The sequence below is a fragment of the Eubacterium sp. 14-2 genome (assembly GCF_000403845.2).
Taxonomy (GTDB): domain Bacteria; phylum Bacillota; class Clostridia; order Lachnospirales; family Lachnospiraceae; genus Petralouisia.
Genome location: NZ_KE159567.1, coordinates 1,168,251 through 1,193,933 on the forward strand (window position 1 = coordinate 1,168,251; position 25,683 = coordinate 1,193,933).

Annotated in this window: 23 protein-coding genes and 2 tRNA genes; 17 read left to right on the forward strand and 8 right to left on the reverse strand. The window is 44.7% G+C overall.

Going from position 1 to position 25,683, the window contains the following annotated elements; genetic code table 11:
• Positions 1–272: 272 nt before the first annotated feature.
• Complete coding sequence (locus C805_RS12565; protein WP_016214234.1) at positions 273–2,621, forward strand: ATP-dependent DNA helicase; 2,349 nt, start codon at positions 273–275, stop codon at positions 2,619–2,621.
• 227 nt (positions 2,622–2,848) lie between these two features.
• On the opposite strand, the gene C805_RS12570 is transcribed toward C805_RS12565, so the two are convergent.
• Both C805_RS12570 and C805_RS12575 read right to left on the reverse strand, forming a co-directional pair.
• Entirely contained in the window at positions 2,849–3,217 is a 369-nt protein-coding gene (locus tag C805_RS12570) for a VOC family protein (RefSeq protein WP_016214235.1), read from the reverse strand.
• A 143-nt stretch (positions 3,218–3,360) separates the two neighbouring features.
• Positions 3,361–4,266 (reverse strand): LysR family transcriptional regulator, encoded by a 906-nt coding sequence (locus C805_RS12575; protein WP_016214236.1) that lies wholly within the window; start codon positions 4,264–4,266, stop codon positions 3,361–3,363.
• Between the two features lie 202 nt (positions 4,267–4,468).
• Between C805_RS12575 and C805_RS12580 the strand changes: the two genes are divergently transcribed.
• From C805_RS12580 to C805_RS12595, 4 genes are all read left to right on the forward strand, one after another.
• A complete protein-coding gene (locus C805_RS12580) occupies positions 4,469–8,314 on the forward strand; it encodes a phosphoribosylformylglycinamidine synthase (protein ID WP_016214237.1) in 3,846 nt (1,281 codons plus the stop codon).
• Positions 8,315–8,686: 372 nt separating this feature from the next.
• Complete coding sequence (locus C805_RS12585; protein ID WP_016214238.1) at positions 8,687–8,881, forward strand: hypothetical protein; 195 nt, start codon at positions 8,687–8,689, stop codon at positions 8,879–8,881.
• 87 nt (positions 8,882–8,968) lie between these two features.
• Positions 8,969–11,653: a hypothetical protein gene (locus C805_RS12590; protein ID WP_016214239.1), complete on the forward strand. Its 2,685-nt coding sequence runs from the start codon at positions 8,969–8,971 to the stop codon at positions 11,651–11,653.
• A gap of 1 nt (position 11,654) precedes the next feature.
• Entirely contained in the window at positions 11,655–12,998 is a 1,344-nt protein-coding gene (locus C805_RS12595; protein WP_016214240.1) for a hypothetical protein, read from the forward strand.
• Between the two features lie 171 nt (positions 12,999–13,169).
• Here C805_RS12595 and C805_RS12600 read toward each other — a convergent pair whose 3' ends face one another.
• Positions 13,170–14,039 carry a hypothetical protein gene (locus tag C805_RS12600; protein ID WP_031200991.1) on the reverse strand — a complete coding sequence of 290 codons (870 nt, stop codon included), beginning with the start codon at positions 14,037–14,039 and terminating at the stop codon, positions 13,170–13,172.
• Between the two features lie 270 nt (positions 14,040–14,309).
• Complete coding sequence (locus C805_RS12605) at positions 14,310–15,170, reverse strand: Cof-type HAD-IIB family hydrolase (protein WP_016214242.1); 861 nt, start codon at positions 15,168–15,170, stop codon at positions 14,310–14,312.
• Positions 15,171–15,344: 174 nt separating this feature from the next.
• On the opposite strand from C805_RS12605, the gene C805_RS12610 reads away from it, so the two are divergent.
• Positions 15,345–15,417: transfer RNA gene (locus C805_RS12610), tRNA-Val, on the forward strand.
• 31 nt (positions 15,418–15,448) lie between these two features.
• A tRNA-Met gene (locus C805_RS12615) sits at positions 15,449–15,522 on the forward strand.
• A 176-nt stretch (positions 15,523–15,698) separates the two neighbouring features.
• Here C805_RS12615 and C805_RS12620 read toward each other — a convergent pair.
• Positions 15,699–16,382, reverse strand: coding sequence for a hypothetical protein (locus tag C805_RS12620; RefSeq protein ID WP_016214243.1), 684 nt, complete (start codon positions 16,380–16,382; stop codon positions 15,699–15,701).
• Between the two features lie 167 nt (positions 16,383–16,549).
• On the opposite strand from C805_RS12620, the gene C805_RS12625 reads away from it, so the two are divergent.
• Positions 16,550–16,774 (forward strand): hypothetical protein, encoded by a 225-nt coding sequence (locus C805_RS12625; RefSeq protein WP_016214244.1) that lies wholly within the window; start codon positions 16,550–16,552, stop codon positions 16,772–16,774.
• A gap of 70 nt (positions 16,775–16,844) precedes the next feature.
• On the opposite strand, the gene C805_RS26675 is transcribed toward C805_RS12625, so the two are convergent.
• Both C805_RS26675 and C805_RS27325 read right to left on the reverse strand, forming a co-directional pair.
• Positions 16,845–16,997, reverse strand: a complete 153-nt coding sequence (locus C805_RS26675) for a hypothetical protein (RefSeq protein WP_016214245.1) — start codon at positions 16,995–16,997, stop codon at positions 16,845–16,847.
• Positions 16,998–17,080: 83 nt separating this feature from the next.
• Positions 17,081–17,206, reverse strand: coding sequence for a hypothetical protein (locus C805_RS27325; RefSeq protein WP_256379635.1), 126 nt, complete (start codon positions 17,204–17,206; stop codon positions 17,081–17,083).
• Between the two features lie 40 nt (positions 17,207–17,246).
• On the opposite strand from C805_RS27325, the gene C805_RS12635 reads away from it, so the two are divergent.
• The gene (locus C805_RS12635) at positions 17,247–18,056 is read left to right on the forward strand and encodes an NYN domain-containing protein (protein ID WP_016214246.1); all 810 of its coding nucleotides are present in this window, start codon (positions 17,247–17,249) and stop codon (positions 18,054–18,056) included.
• 57 nt (positions 18,057–18,113) lie between these two features.
• Here the strand turns inward: C805_RS12635 and C805_RS26325 are convergent, their stop codons facing one another.
• Positions 18,114–18,281 (reverse strand): hypothetical protein, encoded by a 168-nt coding sequence (locus C805_RS26325; protein ID WP_016214247.1) that lies wholly within the window; start codon positions 18,279–18,281, stop codon positions 18,114–18,116.
• A 221-nt stretch (positions 18,282–18,502) separates the two neighbouring features.
• Between C805_RS26325 and glf the strand changes: the two genes are divergently transcribed.
• The 8 genes from glf to rlmB all read left to right on the forward strand — a co-directional run bounded on the left by glf (position 18,503) and on the right by rlmB (position 25,571).
• Complete coding sequence (gene glf / locus C805_RS12640) at positions 18,503–19,612, forward strand: UDP-galactopyranose mutase (RefSeq protein WP_016214248.1); 1,110 nt, start codon at positions 18,503–18,505, stop codon at positions 19,610–19,612.
• Between the two features lie 42 nt (positions 19,613–19,654).
• Positions 19,655–20,179, forward strand: coding sequence for an adenine phosphoribosyltransferase (locus C805_RS12645; RefSeq protein WP_016214249.1), 525 nt, complete (start codon positions 19,655–19,657; stop codon positions 20,177–20,179).
• A 21-nt stretch (positions 20,180–20,200) separates the two neighbouring features.
• Positions 20,201–20,767 carry a 2-C-methyl-D-erythritol 2,4-cyclodiphosphate synthase gene (gene ispF / locus C805_RS12650; RefSeq protein WP_016214250.1) on the forward strand — a complete coding sequence of 189 codons (567 nt, stop codon included), beginning with the start codon at positions 20,201–20,203 and terminating at the stop codon, positions 20,765–20,767.
• On the forward strand, positions 20,767–21,969 hold the full coding sequence (locus C805_RS25160) for a GNAT family N-acetyltransferase (protein WP_016214251.1): 1,203 nt from the start codon (positions 20,767–20,769) through the stop codon (positions 21,967–21,969). The genes ispF and C805_RS25160 overlap by 1 nt, the downstream gene beginning before the upstream one ends.
• Positions 21,970–22,263: 294 nt before the next feature.
• A complete protein-coding gene (epsC, locus tag C805_RS12660) occupies positions 22,264–22,938 on the forward strand; it encodes a serine O-acetyltransferase EpsC (protein ID WP_016214252.1) in 675 nt (224 codons plus the stop codon).
• 16 nt (positions 22,939–22,954) lie between these two features.
• Complete coding sequence (gene cysS / locus C805_RS12665) at positions 22,955–24,361, forward strand: cysteine--tRNA ligase (RefSeq protein WP_016214253.1); 1,407 nt, start codon at positions 22,955–22,957, stop codon at positions 24,359–24,361.
• Entirely contained in the window at positions 24,346–24,837 is a 492-nt protein-coding gene (locus tag C805_RS12670) for a Mini-ribonuclease 3 (RefSeq protein ID WP_016214254.1), read from the forward strand. The genes cysS and C805_RS12670 overlap by 16 nt, the downstream gene beginning before the upstream one ends.
• Complete coding sequence (gene rlmB / locus C805_RS12675; RefSeq protein WP_016214255.1) at positions 24,834–25,571, forward strand: 23S rRNA (guanosine(2251)-2'-O)-methyltransferase RlmB; 738 nt, start codon at positions 24,834–24,836, stop codon at positions 25,569–25,571. Before C805_RS12670 ends, rlmB begins: the two co-directional genes overlap by 4 nt.
• The last annotated feature ends 112 nt before the right edge of the window (positions 25,572–25,683 follow it).

The following is a 25,683-nucleotide window of genomic DNA, read 5'->3' on the forward strand; positions in this document are numbered from 1 at the left end:
TGGATTTCCTATAGAAGAAAAAACAATGATGCGCAGCTCGCGGGGGTGATGTTTATTGCTGCGCAATCCGCTCGCGCGCGGAGAATGCGCATGGCGCATTCTTTTTTCTTCTATAGGAAGACCCTGTCACGCGAAAGTATTTCCTGTAAGACAATAGCAATTATGCTTGCAAAAGTCTTTTCAGCCATACTATAATATTTGTATCACTCCGGCAGTAAACTGCCGGAAAGTCCGGTCAGCGGTGTATATGGAGAGGAAGGGTCAGAAAACCAATGGAAAGAATAAAAATCTCTGTGCGGAATCTTGTGGAATTCATTCTGCGTTCCGGCGATATAGACAATCGAAGAGGCCGGGCCATGCAGAAGGAGGCCATGCAGGAAGGAAGCAGAATACATTGGAAAATTCAGAGAAGAATGGGGCCGTCTTATCAGCCGGAGGTTTTTCTGAAAACAGAGCTGGTGCGGGAGCGGTATATTCTGGTGCTGGAAGGCCGGGCAGACGGCGTGATTACGGAGGGGACTCATGTAACCATTGATGAGATAAAAGGGGTTTATCAGGATGTGAATTTCATGGAGGGGCCGGTTCCGGTTCATCTGGCCCAGGCAAAATGCTATGCTTATATGGTGGCAGCGGAGCAGAAACTGCCGGAAATTTCCGTTCAGATGACTTACTGCAATCTGGACACAGAAGAAATCCGAAGATTTCATGAGGATTATACGTTAGAAGAACTCCTGGAATGGTTTGAAGGGCTGACAGCTGCTTATGAAAGATGGGCTGAGTTTCAGTATGAGGCCAGAGTGGAACGGAATGCTTCCATTGCCGGTCTGGAATTTCCCTTTCCTTATCGGGAAGGGCAGAGAGAACTGGCTGCTGATGTATACCGCACCATTAACCGCAGAAAAATACTGTTTATCCAGGCTCCCACCGGAACAGGGAAAACTATTACTACGGTGTTTCCGGCAGTAAAAGCCGTGGGAGAGGGACTGGCAGATAAGATTTTTTATCTCACAGCAAAAACCATTACCAGAACTGTGGCGGGGGAGGCCTTCGGGCTGCTGAAAAGTCTGGGTTACCGGGGGCGTGTCCTCACCATTACCGCAAAGGAAAAGCTCTGTCTCTGCGGGGAAATGGACTGTAATCCGGTTCACTGTGCCTGTGCAAAGGGGCACTATGACCGGGTAAATGACGCAGTTTTCGATCTGCTGCAGAAAGAATATGAAATCACAAGGGAGATTCTGATACGCCAGGCAGAGGAATTTCAGGTGTGCCCCTTTGAAATGTGCCTGGACACAGCCCTCTGGGTGGATGATATTATCTGCGATTATAATTATGTGTTCGACCCGAATGTGTATCTGAAACGTTTTTTTGCGGAGGGAGTAAAAGGAGAATACCTGTTTTTGGTAGACGAAGCCCATAATCTGGCAGACAGAGCCAGAGAAATGTACAGTGCGGTTCTGTACAAGGAAGATTTTCTTCATGTGAAAAAAATTCTGAAGAATTACAGCCTGAAATGTGTCCGGGGACTGGAACGGTGCAATAAACATCTGCTGGAACTGAAGCGGGAGTGTGAATCCTGTGAAACACTGGAAAATATCAGTCCGCTGATTTTTTCCCTGATGCAGCTTGGAGCCGCAATGGAGGAGTTCTTTTTAAAAGACATTACATTTCCGGAGAAAAAGGAAGTGCAGGAATTTTATCTGGAGTTGCGGCATTTTCTGAATATGCATGAGCGGGTGGATGAAAATTATGTGATTTACACGGAACATGAATCTGACAGGAGTTTTAAACTGAAGCTGTTCTGTGTGAATCCGGCGGTAAATCTGCAGGAATGCCTGGATAAAGGCCGCAGTACCATCTTTTTTTCCGCCACTTTCCTGCCTGTCAGTTATTATAAGAAACTGCTGAGTGTCAGAGAAGATAATTATGCAGTGTATGCCCGTACATCTTTCCGGCAGGAACAGCATTTTCTGGCGGTGGGCACAGATGTGAGCAGCAGATATACACGGAGAACAGAATCGGAATTTCAGAAAATTGCAGATTACATTTATGAGGCCTCAGGAGGAAAAACCGGAAATTACATGGTCTTTTTCCCTTCCTATAAAATGATGGAACAGGTATGGGAAAAGTTCCAGGAGAGGGAGGGAATCCGGGAGGAGCTGGACTGTGTCTGCCAGGAAAGCGGTATGACGGAGCAGGAGCGGGAGGAATTCCTGGGATTGTTTTCGGAAAAACGAGAGAAAACTCTGATTGGATTCTGCGTGATGGGAGGAATGTTTGCAGAGGGCATTGACCTGAAAGGGGAATCCCTGATTGGAGTGGTCATTGTGGGAACGGGGCTGCCTCAGATCAGTAATGAGCGGGAAATTCTGAAACAGTTTTATGAGGAGCGGGAACAGGCCGGATTTGCCTGTGCGTTCCGGTATCCTGGCATGAATAAAGTGCTGCAGGCCGCAGGGCGGGTTATCCGCACAGAAGAAGACCGGGGGATTATTCTGCTGCTGGATGAACGGTTTTTGCAGCGGGAATATCAGTCGTTGTTTCCCAGAGAGTGGGAGTCATATCAGCCTGTAACTCTTTCCGGGGTGCGGCGTGCAGTGGAGGCATTCTGGAACAGAGACTGACAGGCAGATCCTGGTGCAGGAAGGCGGATGCAAATGACGGAATGAATGTTTATCCGCCTTTTGCACATAAGAGCAGATTTTTTATCTTATCAGGAAAGACCTTGTCACGCTAAAGAGTGAAAGTCTCTTTCCTGTAAGATAAAAACAACTATACGCAGCCTGCGGAGAGGAAATTTATTACTGCGCAATCCGCTGGCGCGCGGAAAATGCGCTGTGCGCATTCATTTTTATTTGGCAGGAATTACCTCCAGCCAGTATCCATCCGGGTCTGTTACAAAGTAAATGCCCATGGCGGGATTTTCAAAACAGATACATCCCATAGCCTCATGTTTTGCATGAGCGGCATCGTAATCTTCTGTTTCAAAAGCCAGATGGAATTCACAGTCGCCCAGGTCATAGGGGCCTTCTTTTTCTTTCAGCCAGGTCAGTTCCAGATCAAAGGTGCTTTCCTCGTTGGAAAGAAATGCAATGATGTAACTGCCGTCGGCAGCTTCATTGCGGCGGATTTCCTTCAGTCCGAAGGCTTCCTGATAGAAAGCAACGGATTTGTCCAGATCCTGTACATTGTAATTTTCGTGAACCATTTTAAAAGTCATATAAATTCCTCCTTGATAATTTATGCTTACAGGACATCTGTTTTTAAGAGTATCAGATTCCATAAGCTGGTTTAAAGGCAACAGTTCAGACATAGACGGTTCCTGAAAAGGCAGGTATGCGGGCTATGTCTGAACTGCTGTCCCTAAAGTTCAGATGAAGGGCCGGCAGTTTCCGGAAGCAGTTTTAAAAATTCCTCTGCAGAGGGAGAAACCGGAAGTCCGGAATTCACAGCCGCTATAATCTGGCGCCGGGGCATTGTCTCCCGTGTCCGGACAATGTAAAGCTCCGGGGTAGGTTCAAAGAGACAGTAATCGGGGATGAACGCAATGCCGATACCGATTTTCGCCAGGTCAATCAGCAGGTCGTTGCTGCTCAGTTCCATTTCCGGAACCAGTTCCAGCTGATACCGGAGAAACAGATTATGTAAAAATTCACTGGTGGTACTTTTCTGATCCAACATTAAAATCGGGTACTGATTTAATTCACAGAAGGAAATTTCCTTCTGCTCCAGAGGAAAACTGGCAGGATTTGCAATAAACACGTCCTGGAAAGAGGCCACTGTTTTCCGGATACAGGAGCTGTCCATCCGGGAATTTGGATAATTGCTCACAATCAGATCCACCTTGCCCTGAGAGAGCAGTTCCACGCAGCTTAATGAAGTGGCGTTTGTCACCTTGATGGGAACCTGCGGAAATTTTTCATGAAACTGTTTCAGATAAGGTACCAGGAAATACCGGCAGATGGTGTCGCTGGCGCCAATATGGAGCTGGCAAAGGCCAAGGGTGCCGGAATCTGTAAGCTGCTGTTCGCCCCGTTCAATCAGATTAATGGCAGGCTCAATGTGTTTTAGCAGAAGCTGTCCCGCAGAGGTAAGCTGTACCTTTTTGGTGCTGCGGATAAATAAAGGCTGTTCCAGTTTCTTTTCCAGCGTCTTGATGGACTGGCTGACCGCCGACTGGGAGATAAACAGTTTCCGGGAAGCCTCTGAAAAACTCAGGGAGGAAGCCACATGATAAAATACTTTGTACAGTTCATAATTAATGTCCACAGGCGCCTCCCCCTCGTAACAGTCCGGATATTTCAATGTTATAAGTGAAATCTGCTTTTATTATAAGTATGGATTATAAATCTGTCAATAGGGCAAATGTAAATAAGAAAATAATATAAATTGTATTAAATATATTAATTGTACTAATTATATATTCCATGTTATACTGTGTGATAACAGGACAAATTGAAGGAGGAAACCAATGAGCAACGTAAGACGAATTTTTGTGGAAAAGAAACCGGATTTTGCCATTCAGGCCAGGGAGCTTCAGTCAGAAATCAGAAGCTATCTGGGCATTCAGTCTGTGACAGGGGTACGGGTGCTGATTCGCTATGATGTGGAGGATATTTCGGAGGAAACTTACCGGAAAGCCCTGGCGACAGTATTTTCCGAGCCTCCGGTAGACCATGTGTACGAGGAATCATTTGAGGCAGGAACAGCCCAGGTGTTCAGCGTGGAATATCTGCCGGGACAGTATGATCAGCGGGCAGATTCTGCAGAGCAGTGTGTGAAACTGTTAAATGAGTCAGAAAATCCCATTATCCGTTCTGCCACCACCTATGTGATTGAAGGTGAAGTGAGCCGGGAGCAGCTTGAAGCCATCAAAACCCACTGCATTAATCCGGTGGATTCCAGAGAAACCGGACTGGAAAAGCCGGAAACGCTGACGGATGATTTTGAGGAACCGGAGGATGTGAAGATTCTGGATGGATTTGCTGGACTGCAGGAGCAGGAGCTGAAAAATCTCTATGATTCTCTGGGCCTTGCCATGACCTTTAAGGATTTCCTGCACATTCAGAATTATTTCCAGAAGGAAGAAAAAAGAGACCCTTCCATGACGGAAATCCGTGTGCTGGATACCTACTGGTCTGACCACTGCCGTCATACCACTTTTTCCACAGAATTGAAAGACGTTGCCTTTGGGGAAGGATTTTACCGGGCCCCTATGGAAGAGACTTACCAGGATTATCTGAACACCCACAAAGAGATGTATCAGGGCCGGGAGGATAAGTTTGTCTGTCTGATGGATCTTGCCCTGATGGCCATGAAACGGCTGAAAAAAGAAGGAAAACTGGAGGACCAGGAAGAATCGGATGAAATCAATGCCTGTTCCATTGTGGTTCCGGTGGAAGTGGACGGAAAAACCGAGGAATGGCTGGTGAATTTTAAAAATGAAACCCATAATCATCCCACGGAAATTGAGCCTTTCGGCGGCGCGGCCACCTGTCTGGGCGGGGCCATCCGGGATCCTCTGTCCGGGCGTACCTATGTATATCAGGCCATGCGTGTGACCGGAGCTTCCGATCCCACCGTGTCGGTGAAAAATACTCTGGACGGCAAGCTGCCTCAGAAAAAACTGGTGCGGGGAGCTGCTCACGGTTACAGCTCTTACGGCAACCAGATTGGTCTGGCAACAGGATATGTAAAGGAAATTTACCATCCTGATTATGTGGCAAAGCGGATGGAAATCGGCGCGGTAATGGGCGCTGCCCCAAGACGGGCGGTGCAGCGGCTCACCTCCGACCCCGGTGATGTAATCATTCTCCTGGGAGGTCGTACCGGACGGGACGGAATCGGCGGTGCCACCGGTTCTTCCAAAGCTCACAATACGGAATCCACTGCAGTCTGCGGCGCGGAAGTGCAGAAGGGAAATCCTCCCACAGAGCGGAAAATCCAACGTCTGTTCCGCAGGGAAGAGGTAGCCCATATAATCAAAAAGTGCAATGATTTCGGAGCAGGAGGCGTATCTGTGGCCATCGGTGAGCTGGCTGACGGACTGCGTGTTTGCCTGGACAGAGTTCCGAAAAAGTATGCAGGTCTGGACGGTACGGAAATTGCCATTTCCGAGTCTCAGGAGCGTATGGCGGTTGTTATTGCTCCGGAAGATAAGGAACAGTTCCTTTCCTGGGCAAAAGAGGAAAATCTGGAGGCAGTGGAAGTGGCTGTGGTTACAGAAGAACCCAGACTGGTGCTGGAATGGCGGGGAAAGGAAATTGTAAATATTTCCAGGGCATTTCTGGACACCAACGGAGCACATCAGGAAACTTCTGTAAAAGTGGACATTCCTGCTCGGGAGGAAAATTTCTTTGAGAAAAAAGAGATTCCCAGAGTGGCAGAAGCCCTGAAAAAAGGCGACAGGAAAGCTGCCTGGCTTGCAACTCTTTCTGACCTGAATGTATGTTCTCAGAAAGGGCTGGTGGAAATGTTTGACGGATCCATCGGTGCGGGCAGTGTGTTTATGCCTTACGGGGGAAAATATCAGCTGACAGAGACCCAGAGCATGGTGGCAAAACTTCCGGTGGCAGAGGGAAAATGTGATACGGTTACCATGATGGCTTATGGATTTGACCCGGAGCTGTCCTCCTGGAGCCCTTACCATGGAGCAGTGTATGCGGTACTGGAATCCATGGCAAGGATTGTGGCGGCAGGGGGCGATTACCGGAAAATCCGTTTTACCTTCCAGGAGTATTTCCGTCGGATGAACGAAGAACCCTCCCGCTGGAGCCAGCCTTTTGCAGCACTTCTGGGCGCTTACAGTGCTCAGATGGGATTCGGGCTGCCCTCCATTGGAGGAAAAGATTCCATGTCAGGAACCTTTAATGAAATTGACGTGCCGCCCACACTGGTTTCCTTTGCGGTGGATGTGGCAAAAGAACAGGATATCATTACGCCGGAGCTGAAACAGCCGGGCAATAAGCTGATGATTTTCAAAATTGCCACAGACAGGTATGATTTGCCGGTATATGCTCAGGTTATGAAGCTGTACGACGCCATTCACGAGCTGATCCAGCAGAAAGCCATTGTATCTGCCTATGCCCTAGACGGAAAAGGAATTGCAGCAGCGGTAAGCAAAATGGCATTTGGAAATAAACTGGGCGTTACCCTGGAATCCGATGTGTGCAGCGACTGTATGTTTTCTCCTCATTTTGGAAAACTTATTGCAGAGGTTCCGGCGGAAAAAGCAGATTTTGTGAAAGAAACTATTGGGGCGGCCATGGAGCCCTGGGCAAAAACAGAAACAGAGGACGGAGGCTGCGGTCATCTGTCTTACTGCAGAGTTATCGGCGAGGTAAACCACCTGCAGAAATTTATTTACGGAGATACGGAAATTTCCATGGAAGAGGCCATTGAAGCCTGGACAGGCACACTGGAAAAAGTATTCCCAACCAGGGCAGTGGAAGGAAAAGAAGAAGTGCAGACAGAACTGTTCCATACGGATAAGATTTATGTGTGCAAACATAAAGTGGCAAGGCCCACTGTGTTTATTCCTGTATTTCCGGGAACAAACTGCGAGTATGACAGTGCGAAGGCTTTTGAGCGGGCCGGAGCGGATACCATTGTAAAAGTATTCCGGAATCTCAGGGGAGAAGAGATCCGGGAATCTGTGAATGAATTTGTGAAAGCCATTGAGCAGTCCCAGATTATCATGTTTCCGGGAGGATTTTCTGCCGGAGACGAGCCTGAGGGAAGCGCGAAATTTTTTGCCAATGCTTTCCGGAATCAGAAAATGGCGGAAGCAGTCAACCGTCTGTTACAGGAGCGGGACGGCCTGATGCTGGGCATCTGCAATGGTTTTCAGGCGCTGGTGAAGCTGGGCCTTGTGCCTTACGGGGAAATCCGCCAGCAGAATGAGGATTCTCCCACCCTGACCTACAATACCATTGGACGCCATATTTCCAAAATGGTTTATACGAAGGTGGTCACAGATAAGTCTCCCTGGCTGGCACAGGCAGAGCCTGGAAAAATCTACTGTAATCCTGCATCCCATGGCGAAGGACGTTTTGTGGCGCCAGAAGAATGGCTGGAGAAGCTGTTTGCAAACGGTCAGGTGGCAACCCAGTATGTCAACGAAAAGGGCCGGCCCACCATGGATGAGGAGTGGAATATCAATGGCTCTTATATGGCTATTGAGGGAATTACCAGCCCTGATGGCAGAGTTCTTGGTAAAATGGCTCATTCAGAACGCCGGGGCGAGAGCGTGGCAGTGAATATCTATGGAGAGCAGGATATGAAGCTGTTTGAGAGCGGCGTGGCGTATTTTAAATAAACAGAACATTGATGAATTTTAAATGGGCAGCTATTAATGTAACAGGGAAAAGCAACCTGAAATGGATATGGCTTTTCATTCCAGGTTGCCTGTTCCTCTGAAACAGGAAGGTATCAGTCTGTGAAGGAACAAGCAGCAAATTGATGATGCCTGTTAAGGATTATATAAAAATTAATTGAAAATATGGATAAATATGCATGTATTTAGAAGAAAAAATTAGATATAATGCATAAAAATCATAACATAAAATATGTTTTAATTGACGATTTAACAAAAATAGCATATAATAACCTAGGATGCATAGTCGAACTTGCATATAATGTCCGGATGTTGTGCATTCTATATAAAACATAGAAAGAAGGTATATGTGTAATGTCACGTATTCTAAAAGAAATTCCTTATAACCAGGAGCAGTTTTCAACAATTATTTCGAATCGGAATCCGGAAGCAAGTACTTTTTTGGATGCAAAAAAGTTGTCTGGTCCGACCGTTGAGGAATTTTTAATAGATGAAACAAAGTTGAAAAATTACGATTCATTTGGTGATTATATAAGAATAGATATTTGACAGACAGGGCCCTCATTATTTTAAGACAGGGTCCTTTTTATGCTATATGGATAAATTTTGTAAGATACAATAAAGAGGGTAGTATATATGTATAATATTTGCAGACCATTTATTTTGCATAATGATTTTCTTCCGCCGTCCAGAGAGGTTCATCAGGATTGGGACTATCTGTCTTATGGTTATTACGATGGAATTTCGGTGGGAAAAAATCTTTTCTCAGAAGGGGCAATTGATTTAAAAAGATTATGGAAATATTCTGTAGAACGAAGCACGCTGATGACAGGAAAGTGCCAGGAACAGGTGATTTTTGGGTTCCGGAGCGATGAAGACGAGAGGTGGGAAAACAGTTTTTGGGATGAAAATGTACAGAAAAAGTATCCATTTTTGTTTCTTTCTTTACTACAGTTTAAAAATTCGGAAAAAACCACTGAATTTTGCAAAGAATGCAGAGAATTTGAAAAAGCTATGACAAATGAGGAGGAAGGATATCGTGCCGTCACTTATTTAACATTGGACAACAGTGATTTAATTCTGATATTGCTCAGCAGGAATTATCTTTCCGGAGCTGAACTGGTAGATAGTTTGCATCGCGGAGCGGGAAGTATAGCAGAAAGAATTTCTCTTTTTAATTGGTCACTGTGTTATAGCTTTACAGTGGCATCATTGTATCGGGAGATATTAAATGGCGACAATGGGCCAGAAGAAGAAATTCTGCCTTTTGTATATATTCATGCCATAGAGCAGAGTCCTGGAAGTGTTGATCATATTTATAATCAGATAAAAGATGTTGTCGGAGAGGAATATTTGAATAAGGAAAAACAGTCAACGTTAGGGTGTAATGATGAGCTGATTATTTTAAAAGATGTTCCATGGTCAAAATTTCGTTTGCTGTATCAGGATAATAGTGGTATTCTAAATCATTCTAATGAATTTTATCAAAATTATCTGACGGGAGTGACCACTATTATTGGGACTCCTCATGAGATGAAAAAAGTGGCAAATGGAAGGTTTATCCGTGTATCGGAATCAGACAAAGGGAAGACGGACTCTGAAAGTTTAAGCAGTATGTTACGCAAAGCATTTGGTAAGATGGATCTAATTAATAATACGGATTGTGTGCGTTGTCATAATCTGAAGAAGGATTTATACCAGACGTTGAATGTATTACAAAGGTTTGAAACAACTTTTTTTTCAGATTATGTGTTCCGAACGTTGCTTATGCCCCTGCATATGGTAAAAAATATTATGGAAAAAGCACATACAATAGAGGAAAAAGATAAATTATTTGAATCTTTTTATGATTTATTCAAAGGAATTAGTTTATACGCCCAGAATTCGGTAAAATCTGACCGGCAATTTACACAGTCTTTGGATTATAATATCAGAATTTATCAGACGCCTGTTAAGCTGAATGCGTTTTATAATGCTTATATTTATAATCTGAAAGAATATTTAAATTCTATGGAAAATGAACAGGGGGTTTTACATAATTATGAGTTTATAGCATGTCCGGGAATTACGGATAATATGCAGGTGCGGGAGTTGTTTGATTCTCTGACAGATGAGGAAAAAATTTTTATTGCAAGTATCCCTGAGAATCAAATGTATGACGTCCGTTTAATGTTTGTTATGCTCAGTCATGAGGTAGGGCATTTTGTTGGGAAAGATATCAGAAATCGAAAGATAAGAGTGAAATGTATAGAAAAGATTCTTTCACATGTTACCATTCATTATTACAGAATTTCCCTTCAGGGAGAGTTGCCGGAAGAAATTCCGGAAGGCTACTGGAAGGGACTGGAAAAAGAATTGAAAACCCGTTTGAAGGAAAAGATGGAACAGCAGAAGAGCAGCGATTATATAAGGAAAAGGTATGTGGACATATCAGAAGAAGAAATTAAAAAATTAGAAAAAGACCTGGAAAAATACGGGGTATATAGCAGTATATTGAATCTGTTGTTGCAGGAGAGTATGAAAGAGATTCTGGAAGAATCAGAAGAACTGTTTTCTTATCTGCTGGAAGATACATTTATGGTAACTATGAAAAAAGCTGATTTAAAAAATGCAGAGCGGGAACGAAAAAAACTGAGGAGAAAAATTCAGAAAATAACAAATGAATGGCTTACAGATTCTCCCTGGAATAAAACCATGACTAATTTATCAGCGTCCATGGACTTGCTCATAGAGAATTTCAAAGAATGTGTGGCAGATGTGATAGGAATTTTAACGCTGCGGCTTTCCATGTTTGATTATCTGGATTCAGTCATTCAAAGTAACTCAGATCAGGGACGCATTGATATCGTGAATACAAAAGCATTGGTGAGATGTGCATTGGTTGTTTATTGTATGGAAAACCCGGGGGATGATTTGAGATATTATTGGAGTGATAAGGAAATACAGGTAATTGATGAGTCTGGTAATGGGAGAGTCCGGGATTTTAAAAATGCTATCTGCGAATTTTTGGACGAGTATTTTAAAGGGAAAGAATCCCCCAAAAAACTTCCTGAAATAGCTGCCTATAAAAAGAGCGCTGTGAATATACTGTATGATTCATCTGTTCTGCAGCAATTGGGAGGGTATTTATCTGTATGCAGAAGAACTTTTGAAGAACGGAATAGTAAGGAAATAAGGTCCCAACAGAAAGAACTGATAAATGTATATAAATTACAGCAGGAAAATAATATTGAAACATTTATTTTGGGAGTACAGAAGTATATATTTGATTATCAGAATGTTGTGACTGAAAAGATGGGAGAATTAGTTGGGGAGAATTGATATGGAAAAAGCAGGAAGGCAAATATATGAACTGAATATTTGCAAATATGCAGTATATCTTTTGGAAAAAAACTTTTCAGAGTTAAAGGAAAAAATTAAGATATATATATTTAATGAAGAACAGAAAAATGGTTGTGCAGCATGTTTTAGAGAACAGGGATTTGAAATACTGGCTGAAAAAACATCTGTTTTGAAAGATTCCCGTATTCAGGGCTGGGGAAAGGAAAAGGCTGTCTGTTGGGTGTTTATGGGGAAGGGGACGTCTGAAGCAGCAGTGGCATTGGCAGAACTTGTATTGGACGAGTTACAGGAAAAATTTGCAGATTATCTTTATATTGAGGTATTAGAAGATGTAAGTTCCAGCTGGATAAAAGGAAAAAAGTTAAATGACAGAAGGAGAGCATATTTTTTCGGATTTATTCAGGATGGTGAAAAACTGAGAAATGAATGCGTAAAGAAGATACTTAAGAAGAATCAGCTTCCTCCCTGGCAATTGTTAGTACAGATATCTTCTCAGTTTTATGAAAAGCGTTCCTTGAACACAAGATTATATTTTGTTCCGGATGATATGGTTTCAAATGTGCCATGTGTTCGGCTGGAAGGTAGCAGTTCAGATAAAAAATGGGAAGAAAAATATAAGCTCTCAGAGAAAAATCTGCGAACCGTAAGAAAATTGATGGAAGCGGCTCATGATGGCCATGGAATTCTGATATCAATGACAGAATATGTAATACGGGAGATTGTCAGACAGAAAGATTTTGAAAAGATTGCGCAGGCATGTATTCAGTTTCAGGGACATTTGAACTGGAAAGTCATTATAAAAGGGAAAGATGTACTTTGCTACCAGGACGGAGAATATCAGTTTCCGGAGTTGGGAAAAGCAGAACCGGAACATATCCAAAGACTGAATGAAATGGATCTTGATGATGGCAAAAGAGAGAATATTAAGAAGATTATTGAAAAACTTTCCAGACAATTTCATGGAACCTCTATTGTTTTTATGGATGAAGAGTCTTTGAAAGATGAAATAGAACGTCTGGTTAGTTTGAACAGGGGTCATAAGGTGAAGGCATTTCAACTCATGGAGCAGGAAGATGGGATGATAATGGGAATCACCGCCATAGATGGTGCGTTAATGGCAAATTTGGATGGAATGTGCAGTGCAATTGGTGCAATTCTGGATGGAGATGCAGTGGTCAGGGGTGATCCGGGGCGTGGCGCACGATATAATACTCTTGCCAATTATATCGCACGCTTTAAACAGAAAAAGAAAAGAGGAAAAAGCACATGCTTTGCAGTTATTTTTTCAGAAGATGGAAGAATTGATATTGAAACGTCAAAATAATAAAAACGTTATGAAAATGACTGTGAGATTAGAAAAGTATTGTAGTATCCAGACAAAAATTTATGAAAAATCGAAAAGAAACCGTTCCGTCTATGAATATCACAGACGGAACGGTTCTTTGGTTATAATGGTTTTTTATGTTGTGAAAAAGTGGTTAGCGTTATGTAATTCTTATTTCCACTTAAGGGTATAATATCCGGAAGAAGTTTTATTATAGCGTTCTACTTTCACATAGTAGGTACCAGGATTAATACCGCTTCTTGCGCCATACTGATTTTCTAAAAAATAAGTGGTGGTATCTTTGGGATACTTTAAGTTCATTGCATCATAGTTGTTACTGCCGGAAATAAAAGGTTTTCCATTGCTCTTGCAAAGAGTAACTTTAATTCCACTGGTACAATAAGCAGAAGAATTAGATACAGCAAGGCCATTTGTTTTTGCACTGTAACTCAATTTCAGCTGCTGTTTTTTGGTCAGTTTAATTTTATACCAGTCAACACTTTTATCGCCTGCAATAATAACACCCTTTGCGGTCTTATTCTGTTTCAGTGTTTTTGCTTTCCCTCTGGAAGTATTGGAACCTTTGTTAAGAGAGGTCACAGTTGCTTTAACCTTTACACCGCCAACGCTTTCTACTTTAAAGTAGTAGGTGCTTCCTTTTTTAACGCCGTAAGTCCGTGTATAATATACACTGGATTTACTGGTATCAAAATACTCGCGTGTCTGGCCAAGGGCAGAGGTTTTGCTTTTGTTAAGTGTAATATAACCGTAAGCGCCACCGGAAACAAGAGAACTGTTATTTGAAATCTTAATGGTGACATAACCGGTTACGTTGGATTTGAATTTAATAAAATTAGCTTCTTCAGTTGCACCCCAGCATTCCTCATCTGAAATTGTTGCAGTAGATGTTCCTTTGCCTTTTAAACTCAGCTCACCTGCCGCCTCTGCCTGCTGAGGAGTCGCCACAGCAAACACAGAAACCATCATGAATGCTGCAAGCACAAGACTTACAATTTTGTTGCGTTTTTTTCCTTCTCTCATAATGTACATTCCTTTCCTGATTAAATTCCGACAGAGATTTTGTATTATATCAGAAAATTCCTGGGAAATTCCTGCATAATAATAAGTTATTGCCACACTTTATCCTGTCTCTTATAATTTATAACATAGTTTTCAAAATGTCAATATACTGTGAAAAAATTGTGAAAAAAGGGTGAAAACATATTATCGTTCACGCCCCGTCCGGTCACCTGCGGCTGGCGGAACGGGGCCCGTGTCATGACAGAATCAGAGGAACCGTTCATTCCTGTGTCAGGAGGGCTGGCCCGTCCATTTTTCCAGCATGGCGGCCACTCCATGGCGGTCGTTGCTTAAGGTTACGTCATCGGCCTGATTTCGGATTTCCTCCGGGGCATTTGCCATGGCAACGCCCAGACCGGCAGCCTTCATAATATCCAGATCATTTTCACTGTCTCCGCAGGCAATGGTGTTTTTCAATGGAATATCCAGATAGCCGCACAGCAGTGCCAGACCTCTGCCTTTGGAAATGCCTGCTCCGGTAAATTCCAGATTGCCGTAGCCCCCGGAAAGATAGCTGATGTCCGGGTACTGATCCAGAATCCGGATGGCGTTATCCCGGTCTGTATAGTTCCCGTCCGGATCTGTCAGGAAATTTAAAGTGAGTTTCTGAACCGGAACCTGATTTTCCCGGAGAAAAGAAACCATATCCGGAATACTTTCCCGTGTGGAAAGAATGTATTGCTTCAGGGAATCCGGAAGACGTTCAATCCTTAAAAAAATTTCCCGGCACTGGCTGGGCGTGTAAGCGTCTCCATGGACGAACAGGTCCATGTGGATTTCCAGTTTCAGCAGTTCCTCCACAATGTCTGCTGCCAGGCTGGCGGACATGCAGTTCTCAAACAGGCATTCTTTTTCCGGAACTTTGTAAATTCCGGCACCGTTTGTGGTAATGGCATACCGGATATCAAGCTCCGTCATCAGTTCCAGTGGGAGTCCCCGGTAAGGGCGCCCGGTGGATACCACAAAAGTAATGCCGTCCTGGGCAGCCTTTCTGATGGCAGCTTTGTTTTCATCAGATACCTGGCTTTCTGAATTGAATAAAGTGCCGTCTAAATCCAGAGCAACCAGCTGGAAATTTCTCTTTTTATTCATAAAAAATCCTCCATTCATCGTCGTCATAATGAACTCATTCATGCAGCATGATTTGTCCATAATTTTGGCGATATTTGAACTGTTACAAAAAAAATTGTAAAAACCTCTTGACATTTGTATTCATATCGTATTATAATAGTCAAGCAGTCGGCAGTCAAGACTGCAGACAACCATGGGATCTTAGCTCAGCTGGGAGAGCATCTGCCTTACAAGCAGAGGGTCACAGGTTCGAGCCCTGTAGGTCCCATTTGTGAGTTACTCACAGAATATATGGTTGCGGCGGAATAGCTCAGTTGGCGAGAGCACACGGTTCATACCCGTGGTGTCGGGGGTTCAAATCCCTCTTCCGCTATTTTAAATATCAGTAGCAGGAAGTTCACTACCGAGATGTATCGGTAGTGTTTTTGTATTTCAGGAAATGTCTGTCCCATATAAAATGTTATTGCAATGCCGCGCGAATAAGTGTCCCGTGAGTGCAGATACCCTGCTCTCCGGGGCGAAAAGAACAGGTCAGACCGCTGCAGCAGGCTACGGAGTATCTGACTTCGGTATGTCAGAAGAATCAAAGACTTCGATGACCCGTCCGGAATCACCGCTGACATATTCCACATGTATGGGTTCCGGTTCCTTCCCGGAAAAGGCGGCATACAGTTTTCCATACATGAAAAATGTCATAGCAGAAAGAGAATTTGATGTTTCCTGTTTTTCAGAAGACAGAACAATGGTAAAGACGGTAAAGTCTTTGTCTGCGCTGATTTCTCCAAATGCCGGATATTCTCCTGAAACCGTCATGTCCTCCAGTCTTTCATTAATATAATCTGCCAGGCCTTTAAGCAATTCCAGATGCTGACTGGGGCTCATGCGCATGGTGACGCTTCCGTCTTCATTCAGGGCGGCATAGGAGTAGCCCGCGTCAGAAGCAATCTGAGATAAATCTTCCTGAGTGACCGGGCCGATAAAATCAGCGGGAATGTTCAGCTCCGTTTCCGAGTCTTTCAGTTCCACTTCAATCCCTTCCAGAACATTCAGTTCCGGTGAAGAAAATCCTTCGTTGATTTCTTCCGGCGGAACGGAAGTGACAGGACTTCGAAAGTGGTCTGCGGCCGGATAGTCCTTTGCGAGGGCAGGGGCTTTTTCCGTCTGACTGTTTCCGCAGGCGGAAAGAAGGAGGCAGAACAACAGCAGCAGGAACAGGAAAGAAATCTGTTTCATAAATATATCCTCCATGATTGAAAAGACAGTGTTTGTGGCTGTGAATTCGGCTGCATAACGAGAGTGTGCACCGTGTATTCTTTTTTATTATAGCATGAAAAAAGGAATTTTGCGCATACTATTGTTGGAACCGTTACAATTTAGCAAAAGGCAGGAGGAGATACCATATGATAAATATAGAAACAGATTATCTGAAAGAAAAAGTGGAAAACAGGATTCGGGAGGACAACAGCCACCGGAACAGACGGGAAGATCTGTATGAGCTGGACCGGCAGATTGCGGGACTTTGCAGTACCTTTGAATTAATCAGCAGCGCACAGGAAAAAGAACTGCGCCGTCCGGTAAGAGAAGCCATGGCTCAGATCGGCAGCTGCATGACTATTAAATCGTAAAAGAACGGGCGGCTGCCGTAATAAACAATGGCAGCCGTCTGATTTGTTCTTTTACAGAAAGCCGGTAACATCAGCCTTCCGCTTCCTTTACAATTTCTTCCAGAACCAGAATCAGGTCCTGAAGGGTATTAAGCTGAACATTCCGTGCCAGAATGCAGTCCTGCAGCTCTGACGACAGGGTTTCAAACTGATCCCGTAAACCGGGAGATACATAAGACGCCATAAAATCACCTCGGTATAGTATGGTGCAGAAACAGAAAATTTATTCTTTTTCCAATGCATGATTGTGTCCGGGGGAAGAAAGTATTATAATGGAGTCTGAAGAAGCGCTGATTTTATCAGCATTTCTTCAGAGGCTTCGGCAGAAGCGCACAGATTTGCAGCGGAACCTGCTGCATCGCAGCGCAAATCCGGCGCTGGAAACGCTTTCATCAGCGTTTCCCTGAAATGACAGAACAAAAGGAGAGGTAAGATGGATGATGAAAAGAAGTACGCTTTATTGATTGATGCGGACAATGTATCTTCCAGGTATATTGAAATTGTAACGAAAGAAGCCCAGACACTGGGAAATGTCACAATACGAAGGATATACGGAGACTGGACTTCCAGTTCAAAAAATTCCTGGAAGGATTCCCTGCTGGAAAATTCCCTGTCACCCATTCAGCAGTATAATTATACAGTAGGGAAAAATTCCTCTGACTCGGCCATGATTATTGACGCCATGGATATTCTGTATACCAGCCCGGTGGACGGGTTTATTCTGGTATCTTCTGACAGCGATTTTACCAGGCTGGCCATGCGGCTGCGGGAATCAGGAAAACACGTGGTAGGCATGGGAGAAAGTAAAACGCCTACCCCTTTTGTCAGGGCCTGCGAGCAGTTTAAAACACTGGACGTATTGTATAAAAATAACAATCCGCAGCCCAAAAACAGCAGTCCTGAGCCAAAAACAGCTCCCCCGGAACGGGGAAAAAGACAGAATGGAAAAAATGCGGAGCCGGAAAAAGTTCCGGTGAAAGATGCGGAGCCTATTACCAATCTGAAATCCATAAAGGCAATGGTGATTTCCCTTCTGGATGAAAATTCAGACGAGGACGGATGGATGTATCTGTCAGAACTTGGAAATATGATTCAGAAAATGTATTCGGATTTTGACTGCCGAAATTACGGGTATCACAAATTTGGAAAACTCATAGAATCTTTTCCGGAACTGCAGACTAGAAAAGATGATTCCAGCAATGGGATTACGAAGATTGTGCTGGTGAAGAAAAGAGAAGATTAGCCGGCCGTTCAGGCAGCAGGCCCGGCCTGTCCTTAGACTGGCCGGGCCTGAGAATAATTAAGAATTCTCGGAACGTTGTTTGCGGACCAGGCGCCAGATGGTGTCATGCATCCAGCCCACTGTGTCATTTAGTTTTTTATTTTCTTCCAGTAAAGTCCGGTTTTCTGTTTGTAATTTTTCTAACAGTTCCATATAATCGTTTTTGAAAATATTGCTAACTGCCATACAATCACCTCATTTTTATTATACCAGAACAAAAGGCTCCTGGGTGTTAAAATTGTGGAAAGAAATGGGAAATTTCCGACATTTTTCCTGCAAAAAACAGAGAATTCTACAGAAAATTTGACGATAACAGAAGGAGAATCTCAAAAAGAAAAAATTCTTGTATAAATGACCGCGGTATACTATACTGGTAGGGGATATGGAAGTTTGTAAAAGGAGACAGAATGAAAACGTACGATTATTTAATTGCAGGTGCAGGACTGTTTGGTGCGGTTTTTGCACAGGAAGCAAAAAAGGCAGGAAAAAAATGCCTTGTGATTGATAAACGGGAGCACATTGCCGGAAACATTTACACCAGAGAAGTGGAAGGCATCCAGGTGCATGAATATGGCGCCCATATTTTTCATACTTCCAACCGGGAAGTCTGGGAATATGTGAATAAATTTGCAGAATTTAACCGTTATACCAACGCGCCGGTGGCAAATTATAAAGGTGAAATCTACAATATGCCTTTTAATATGAACACATTCCATAAACTGTGGGGTGTGGTGACACCTCAGGAAGCAAAGGCAAAGATTGAGGAGCAGAAAAAGGCCTGTGCAGTGGAACATCCCAAAAATCTGGAAGAACAGGCTGTTAATCTGGTGGGAACAGACGTATATACCAGGCTGGTAAAGGGCTATACGGAGAAGCAGTGGGGCAGACGTGCCACGGAACTTCCGGCTTTTATTATCAGACGTCTTCCGGTTCGGTTTACTTACGATAATAATTATTTTGATGATAATTATCAGGGGATTCCCATGGGCGGTTATACCGGAATGATTGAGGGGATGCTGGAAGGAACCGAAGTGCGCCTGCAGGAAAATTTTCTGGAAAAGCGGGAGTATTATCAGAGTCTTGCGGAAACTGTTATCTATACCGGAATGATAGATGAATATTTTGATTACTGTTTTGGAGAACTGGAATACCGCTCGCTCCGGTTTGAGACAGAAATTCTGGAAGAAGAAAATTATCAGGGAAATGCAGTGGTCAACTATACGGAATATGAAATTCCGTACACCAGAATCATTGAGCATAAGCATTTTGAATACGGGACACAGCCCAAAACCGTGATTACAAGAGAATATCCCCAAAGCTGGCAGAAAGGGGACGAGCCGTATTACCCCATGAGCGATGAAAAAAATATAAAGCTGTATGAAAAGTATCAGGAGCTTGCCCGCAGAGAAGGAAATGTGATTTTCGGCGGAAGGCTGGGACAGTATAAATATTTCGATATGGATGATACTGTGGAGGCTGCATTGCAGTGTGCACGGGAACATATAAAACAGCCATAAAGTTTGGAGAAACCATAAGAGGAAGGATTGGAGGAACCGAGAATGAAAAAATTAGAAGATTATGTGAGAAGTATTCCTGATTTTCCGAAGCCAGGCATTATTTTCCGGGATGTGACAAGTATCCTGCAGGACGCGGACGGACTGCACCTTGCCATTGACGGACTGATAGAGAGTCTGAAAGACGTGGATTATGATGTGGTGGTTGGACCGGAATCCAGAGGATTTATTTTCGGTGTGCCGGTGGCTTATGAAGCACATAAAAGTTTTGTGCCGGTGCGTAAACAGGGAAAACTCCCCTGTGAAACCATTGCGGCAAAATATTTTCTGGAATACGGAAGCGCAGTTATTGAAATGCATAAAGACGCCATAAAGCCGGGACAGAAGGTAGTCATTATCGACGATCTGATTGCAACCGGAGGAACCATTGAAGCCATTATCGGGCTGATTGAGCAGCTGGGCGGACAGGTAGTGAAAATCTGTTTTGTGATGGAGCTGGCCGGATTAAAAGGCAAAGAAAAATTATCCGGTTACAACGTGGAGAGCCTTATTACATACGAAGGAAATTAGAGAAGGAGAATCGGAATATATATGAGAATTGGGACAGGGTATGATGTGCACAGACTGAAAGAGAGCAGAAAACTGATACTGGGGGGTGTGGAAATTCCCCATTCCATGGGACTGGAAGGCCATTCTGATGCAGATGTGGCAGTTCACGCTGTCATGGATGCACTGCTGGGGGCGGCAGCCCTTGGCGATATCGGAAAGCATTTTCCGGATACGGATGATACCTATAAGGGGATTTCCAGCCTGAAACTGCTGGCCCATGTGGGAGAACTGCTCAGACAGGAGGGATATGTGGTGGAAAATATTGATGTTACCATCATTGCCCAGAAGCCGAAGCTGCGCCCCTTTATTGAAGAGATGGAGCAGAATGTTGCCCATACCCTCCGGATTGCTCAAAATCAGATTAATATAAAAGCGACCACAGAAGAAAGGCTGGGATTTACCGGCAGAGAGGAAGGGATTTCCGCTCAGGCGGTCTGTATGCTGGCGGGCCTGTATGAGAGCAGCCTGCCCATGTATGACAGCGGAAGAGCCTGTGACGGCTGCGGCGGATGCCGCAGGCAGACGGAAGTTCCGGACGGTAAAGAGTAATGGAAATCATACGTTATCTGACCCAACCGGAAAAACATAAGACACGGATTTTATATGAAGCTGCCTTTCCGGAAGATTCCGGCCCCTTCGTGGACTATTATTACCAGTGGAAAACAGCAGATAACCGTATTCTGGTGATGGAAGAAGAAGGCAGAATTCAGGTGATGATCCATCTGAATCCCTATGATTTTCAAATTTGCGGCTCAGGATGGCAGATACCTTATATTGTAGCTGTGGCGACCCGGCCGGACTGTCGCAGACAGGGAAAAATGGGGCGGGTAATGGAAAGGCTGCTGCAGGATCTGGAACAGCAGAATTGCCCTTTTACCATACTTTTGCCTGCGGACCCGGCCTATTACGAAGGACAGGGATTTGTATTTTTTCCCAGGCAGAACGAATGGGAACTTCCTCCTGTTGTTTCCGATTTAAAAGCCGCAGAGCTGGAATGGAGACAGGACACAGCGAATATGCCGGAACTGGAATGGAAGCAGGACATATCAGATATGCCAAAGCCGGAACGCAGGCAGGACACAGCGGATATGCCGGAACTGGAATGGAGACAGGCCAAAGAGGCAGATATAGCGGAACTGGTAAGATTGTCCAACGATATTCTGCAGAAAAAGAGTCAGATATTTGCAGTCCGCGACAGGGCCTACTACCAGCGTCTGCTGGAGGAAACCAGAGTGGAGCATGGCGGCGTTCTTCTTCTGACTTCAGAGGAGAAAATCTGCGGAATCCTTGTGTATGGTCTGGAAGCGGAAGAAAAACCTGCGGCGGAGATAAAAGAGCTGCTTCTCAAATTGCCCTCCGGGGAACAGGCAGCAGAATTTTTATGTCAGAAAGCACTGCCGGACTGTGAAATTTCCTTCAGCAGGCCGCGGATGATGTTTCGGGTTGCCAGCCTGGAAGCCTTTGTATCCATGTTGAAAAGTGAGAATCCCCGTTCTTTTACCGTGAAGGTGCGGGATTCTGCAGTGAAAGCCAACTGCGGATATTTTCAGATTACCCTGAACAGAGAAGGAGGCCGGCTGGAAAGAATTACGGACAGTTGCAGGAAGATACCGGAATTCCGCCGCCGGCTGGATGCTGTTTCCAGTGGCAGACAGGAGCCGGTCAGTGAGAAAATACAGGAAATGGATATTTCCCGGCTGGCGGTGGAACTTTTGCAGGATGTTTCTCTGGATTTTCGGGAGTGGGTGTGACTTTTCTATTGACAAACAGGAAGTTTCTGCATAAACTAACAGGAAGAGAACAGAAATCTGTGGCTGAACGTGCGGATAATTTCGTCTCTGGACAGAGATGGATTTATCCGTTTTTTATCTTATCAGGAAAGACTTTGCTGCTATAAAGCGTTAAAGTCCATGACTTTCCTATAAGAAAAAATAATTATGCGCAGCTCGCGGGGTTGATGTTTATTGCTGCGCAATCCGCTCGCGCGCGGAGAATGCGCACAGCGCATTCTTTTTTATCCTGACAGAAAGGAAAACAGGCAGAAAATGGGATTCTGGAAGCATGTAAAAGAAGAATTTGAAGTGATCCGGGAACGGGACCCTGCAATAAAAACACCCTGGGAGGTATTGCTTTATCCCAGTTTTCGGGTGATGATAAGTTATCGAAAAGCCCACAGACAGTATCTGAGGGGCCATTATTTCCGAGCCAGAAGAATTTCTCAGAAAGCAGCCAGGAAAACCGGAATAGAGATTCATCCGGGAGCCGTCATAGGCAAAGGATTTTTCATTGACCACGGAAGCGGCGTGATTATCGGTGAGACTGCCATAATCGGAGACAATGTGACCCTTTATCAGGGAGTGACTCTGGGCGGTACGGGAAAGGAAACGGGCAAGCGCCATCCTACCCTGTGCGACAATGTGATGGTCAGCGCCGGAGCCAAAATTATCGGCTCCTTTACCATTGGGGAGAACAGCAAAATCGGTGCGGGCAGCGTGGTTTTGGAGGAGGTACCTCCGAACTGTACCGTGGTAGGCGTACCGGGGAGAATTGTAAAGCGGGATAACATCAAAGTTCCCAGAAGCGACATGGATCAGATACATCTGCCGGATCCGGTGATGGAGGACATTACCATTCTGCAGCATGAGAATTCCGCCCTCTGTAACCGGGTGATAGATCTGGAAAAGGAACTGCGGGAACTGAAAAATCAGAACGGAAAATAACCAGGAGGAAGAACTTATGAGAGTATACAACACCCTGAGCAGACAGAAAGAAGAATTTATTCCTTTGGAAGAGGGAAAGGTAAAGATGTATGTGTGCGGCCCCACTGTGTATAATCTGATTCATATCGGAAATGCCAGACCCATGATTGTGTTTGATACAGTGCGGCGTTATATGGAATATAAAGGCTATGAAGTGAATTTTGTGTCCAATTTTACGGATGTGGATGATAAGATTATCAAAAAGGCTCTGGAGGAGGGCGTTACTGCCCAGGAAATTTCACAGCGTTACATTGCTGAGTGCAAAAAGGACATGGCAGCCATGAATGTAAAGCCGGCGACTACCCATCCGCTGGCCACAGAAGAAATTGACGGTATGCTGGAAATGATTTCCACCCTGATTGAAAAGGGCTTTGCCTATCCGGCGGCAGACGGTACCGTTTACTTCCGTACCCGGAAATTTGAAGAATACGGAAAACTGTCTCATAAAAATCTGGATGACCTGCAGGCGGGGCACCGTGATATTAAAATAACCGGGGAAGAAAAGGAAGATTCCCTGGATTTTGTACTGTGGAAACCCAAAAAAGAGGGAGAGCCTTACTGGGAGTCTCCCTGGTGTCAGGGAAGGCCAGGCTGGCATATTGAATGCTCCGTTATGTCCAGAAAATATCTGGGAGAGGAAATCGACATTCATGCGGGCGGAGAGGATCTGATTTTCCCTCACCATGAAAATGAGATTGCCCAGAGCGAGGCCTGCAACGGGAAAGTTTTTGCCAGATACTGGATTCATAATGGATTTTTAAATATTGACAATAAGAAAATGTCAAAATCACTGGGGAATTTCTTTACCGTAAGGGAAATCAGTGAGAAATATGACTTGCAGGTACTGCGGTTTTTCATGCTGAGCGCCCACTACAGGAGCCCTCTGAATTTCAGTGCAGATTTGATGGAAGCGGCTAAAAACGGTCTGGACAGAATCCGCAATGGAGCTTCAAATCTGAAACATCTGTCTAAAAATGCACTGACAGAACAGATTACGGACCAGGAAAGAACGGTTCTGGAGGAAAGCGGCAGATTTGTGGAAAAATTCGAGGCTTCCATGGATGACGATTTTAATACGGCGGACGGAATTTCTGCTGTATTTGAACTGGTAAAATATATCAATACCAAAACAGACGAAACTTCGTCACGGGAGCTTGCAGAGCAGCTTTACCAGAGGATGGAACAGCTGTGCGGCATTCTGGGTATTATCCTGGAGGAAAAGGAAGAAATCCTGGATGAGGAAATTGAACAGCTTATTGCGGAGCGGCAGGCAGCCCGGAAGGAAAAGAATTTTGCCAGAGCAGACGAAATCCGCGGCATTCTGCTGGAACGGGGAATTATTCTGGAGGATACCAGAGAAGGGGTAAAATGGAAAAGGGCATAAATGAATATATTTTAGGAAAATTCGGTATGCAGCGGGCGGATATCCGCAGCTATTCGCCTCTGGTGCTGGCTTATATCGGAGACGCCATTTACGATCTGGTTATCCGCACCATGATGGTGGGCCGGGGAAATACACATGTGAACTTTATCCATAAAAGAACGGCCCAGCTTGTAAAAGCCCATGCCCAGTCGGAACTGGCCGAGGCGCTGCTGCCAGATTTGACAGAAGAAGAACTTTCCGTATACAAACGGGGAAGAAATGCCAAATCCTTTACCATGGCCAAAAATGCAACAGTGGCGGATTACCGCCGGGCAACGGGATTTGAAGCGCTGGTGGGCTACCTGTATCTGAAAGACGAGACAGAACGCATGATGGAGCTGATTCTGCGGGGCCTGAAAAAAACAGGAATCTGTAAGAACAGACCGGAAGCCCTGCAGTCGGCTGCCGGAACACGGGAAAGGAAAAAACAGTCATGAGATATGAAGAACTGACCATTGAAGGAAGAAATGCAGTGATGGAGGCATTTCGTTCCGGAAAAACCATAGATAAGCTGTTTGTGCTGGAAGGCTGCCAGGACGGGCCGGTGCGCTCTGTCACCAGAGAAGCCAGAAAACACGACACCATTGTGACTTTTGTCACAAAGGAACGGCTGAACCAGCTTTCCGAGACCGGAAAACATCAGGGAGTCATTGCATTTGCAGCAGCTTACGAATATGCGGAAGTGGAGGATATGCTGAAACTTGCGGAAGAAAAGGGAGAGCCGCCCTTTCTGATTCTCCTTGATAATATTGAAGACCCCCACAATCTGGGGGCAATTATCCGTACGGCCAATCTGGCGGGAGCCCATGGCGTAATTATTCCCAAACGCCGGGCTGTGGGCCTGACAGCTACCGTGGCCAAAACTTCAGCAGGAGCCATCAACTACACGCCGGTGGCCAAAGTTACCAACCTTTCCGGTACCATCCGGGAACTGAAAGAGCGCGGCATCTGGTTTGTCTGCGCTGATATGGACGGAACTGTCATGTATGAACTGGATTTGAAAGGGCCCATCGGTCTGGTAATTGGCAGTGAGGGAGACGGAGTCAGCAAACTGGTCAGGGAAAACTGTGATTTTACAGCAGCCATTCCCATGGCAGGAGAAATAGATTCACTGAATGCTTCCGTGGCGGCAGGCGTGCTTTCATACGAAATTGTGCGGCAACGCCTGTAACCAGTATGCGAAGCATACTGATTACCTGCCTGCCCGCTGTCACGAAGTGAATTTCATGCGGGCAATACCCGTCGTAACCAGTATGCGAAGCATACTGATTACCTTAAGGAAG

Bases quoted from the DNA above. Each gene is read 5' to 3' on its own strand.
- C805_RS12565 (WP_016214234.1), top strand. From the start codon at position 273: ATGGAAAGAATAAAAATCTCTGTGCGGAATCTTGTGGAATTCATTCTG.
- C805_RS12570 (WP_016214235.1), bottom strand. From the start codon at position 3,217: ATGACTTTTAAAATGGTTCACGAAAATTACAATGTACAGGATCTGGAC.
- C805_RS12580 (WP_016214237.1), top strand. From the start codon at position 4,469: ATGAGCAACGTAAGACGAATTTTTGTGGAAAAGAAACCGGATTTTGCC.
- C805_RS12585 (WP_016214238.1), top strand. From the start codon at position 8,687: ATGTCACGTATTCTAAAAGAAATTCCTTATAACCAGGAGCAGTTTTCA.
- C805_RS12590 (WP_016214239.1), top strand. From the start codon at position 8,969: ATGTATAATATTTGCAGACCATTTATTTTGCATAATGATTTTCTTCCG.
- C805_RS12595 (WP_016214240.1), top strand. From the start codon at position 11,655: ATGGAAAAAGCAGGAAGGCAAATATATGAACTGAATATTTGCAAATAT.
- C805_RS12600 (WP_031200991.1), bottom strand. From the start codon at position 14,039: ATGAGAGAAGGAAAAAAACGCAACAAAATTGTAAGTCTTGTGCTTGCA.
- C805_RS12605 (WP_016214242.1), bottom strand. From the start codon at position 15,170: ATGAATAAAAAGAGAAATTTCCAGCTGGTTGCTCTGGATTTAGACGGC.
- C805_RS12620 (WP_016214243.1), bottom strand. From the start codon at position 16,382: ATGAAACAGATTTCTTTCCTGTTCCTGCTGCTGTTGTTCTGCCTCCTT.
- C805_RS12625 (WP_016214244.1), top strand. From the start codon at position 16,550: ATGATAAATATAGAAACAGATTATCTGAAAGAAAAAGTGGAAAACAGG.
- C805_RS26675 (WP_016214245.1), bottom strand. From the start codon at position 16,997: ATGGCGTCTTATGTATCTCCCGGTTTACGGGATCAGTTTGAAACCCTG.
- C805_RS27325 (WP_256379635.1), bottom strand. From the start codon at position 17,206: ATGAAAGCGTTTCCAGCGCCGGATTTGCGCTGCGATGCAGCAGGTTCC.
- C805_RS12635 (WP_016214246.1), top strand. From the start codon at position 17,247: ATGGATGATGAAAAGAAGTACGCTTTATTGATTGATGCGGACAATGTA.
- C805_RS26325 (WP_016214247.1), bottom strand. From the start codon at position 18,281: ATGGCAGTTAGCAATATTTTCAAAAACGATTATATGGAACTGTTAGAA.
- glf (WP_016214248.1), top strand. From the start codon at position 18,503: ATGAAAACGTACGATTATTTAATTGCAGGTGCAGGACTGTTTGGTGCG.
- C805_RS12645 (WP_016214249.1), top strand. From the start codon at position 19,655: ATGAAAAAATTAGAAGATTATGTGAGAAGTATTCCTGATTTTCCGAAG.
- ispF (WP_016214250.1), top strand. From the start codon at position 20,201: ATGAGAATTGGGACAGGGTATGATGTGCACAGACTGAAAGAGAGCAGA.
- C805_RS25160 (WP_016214251.1), top strand. From the start codon at position 20,767: ATGGAAATCATACGTTATCTGACCCAACCGGAAAAACATAAGACACGG.
- epsC (WP_016214252.1), top strand. From the start codon at position 22,264: ATGGGATTCTGGAAGCATGTAAAAGAAGAATTTGAAGTGATCCGGGAA.
- cysS (WP_016214253.1), top strand. From the start codon at position 22,955: ATGAGAGTATACAACACCCTGAGCAGACAGAAAGAAGAATTTATTCCT.
- C805_RS12670 (WP_016214254.1), top strand. From the start codon at position 24,346: ATGGAAAAGGGCATAAATGAATATATTTTAGGAAAATTCGGTATGCAG.
- rlmB (WP_016214255.1), top strand. From the start codon at position 24,834: ATGAGATATGAAGAACTGACCATTGAAGGAAGAAATGCAGTGATGGAG.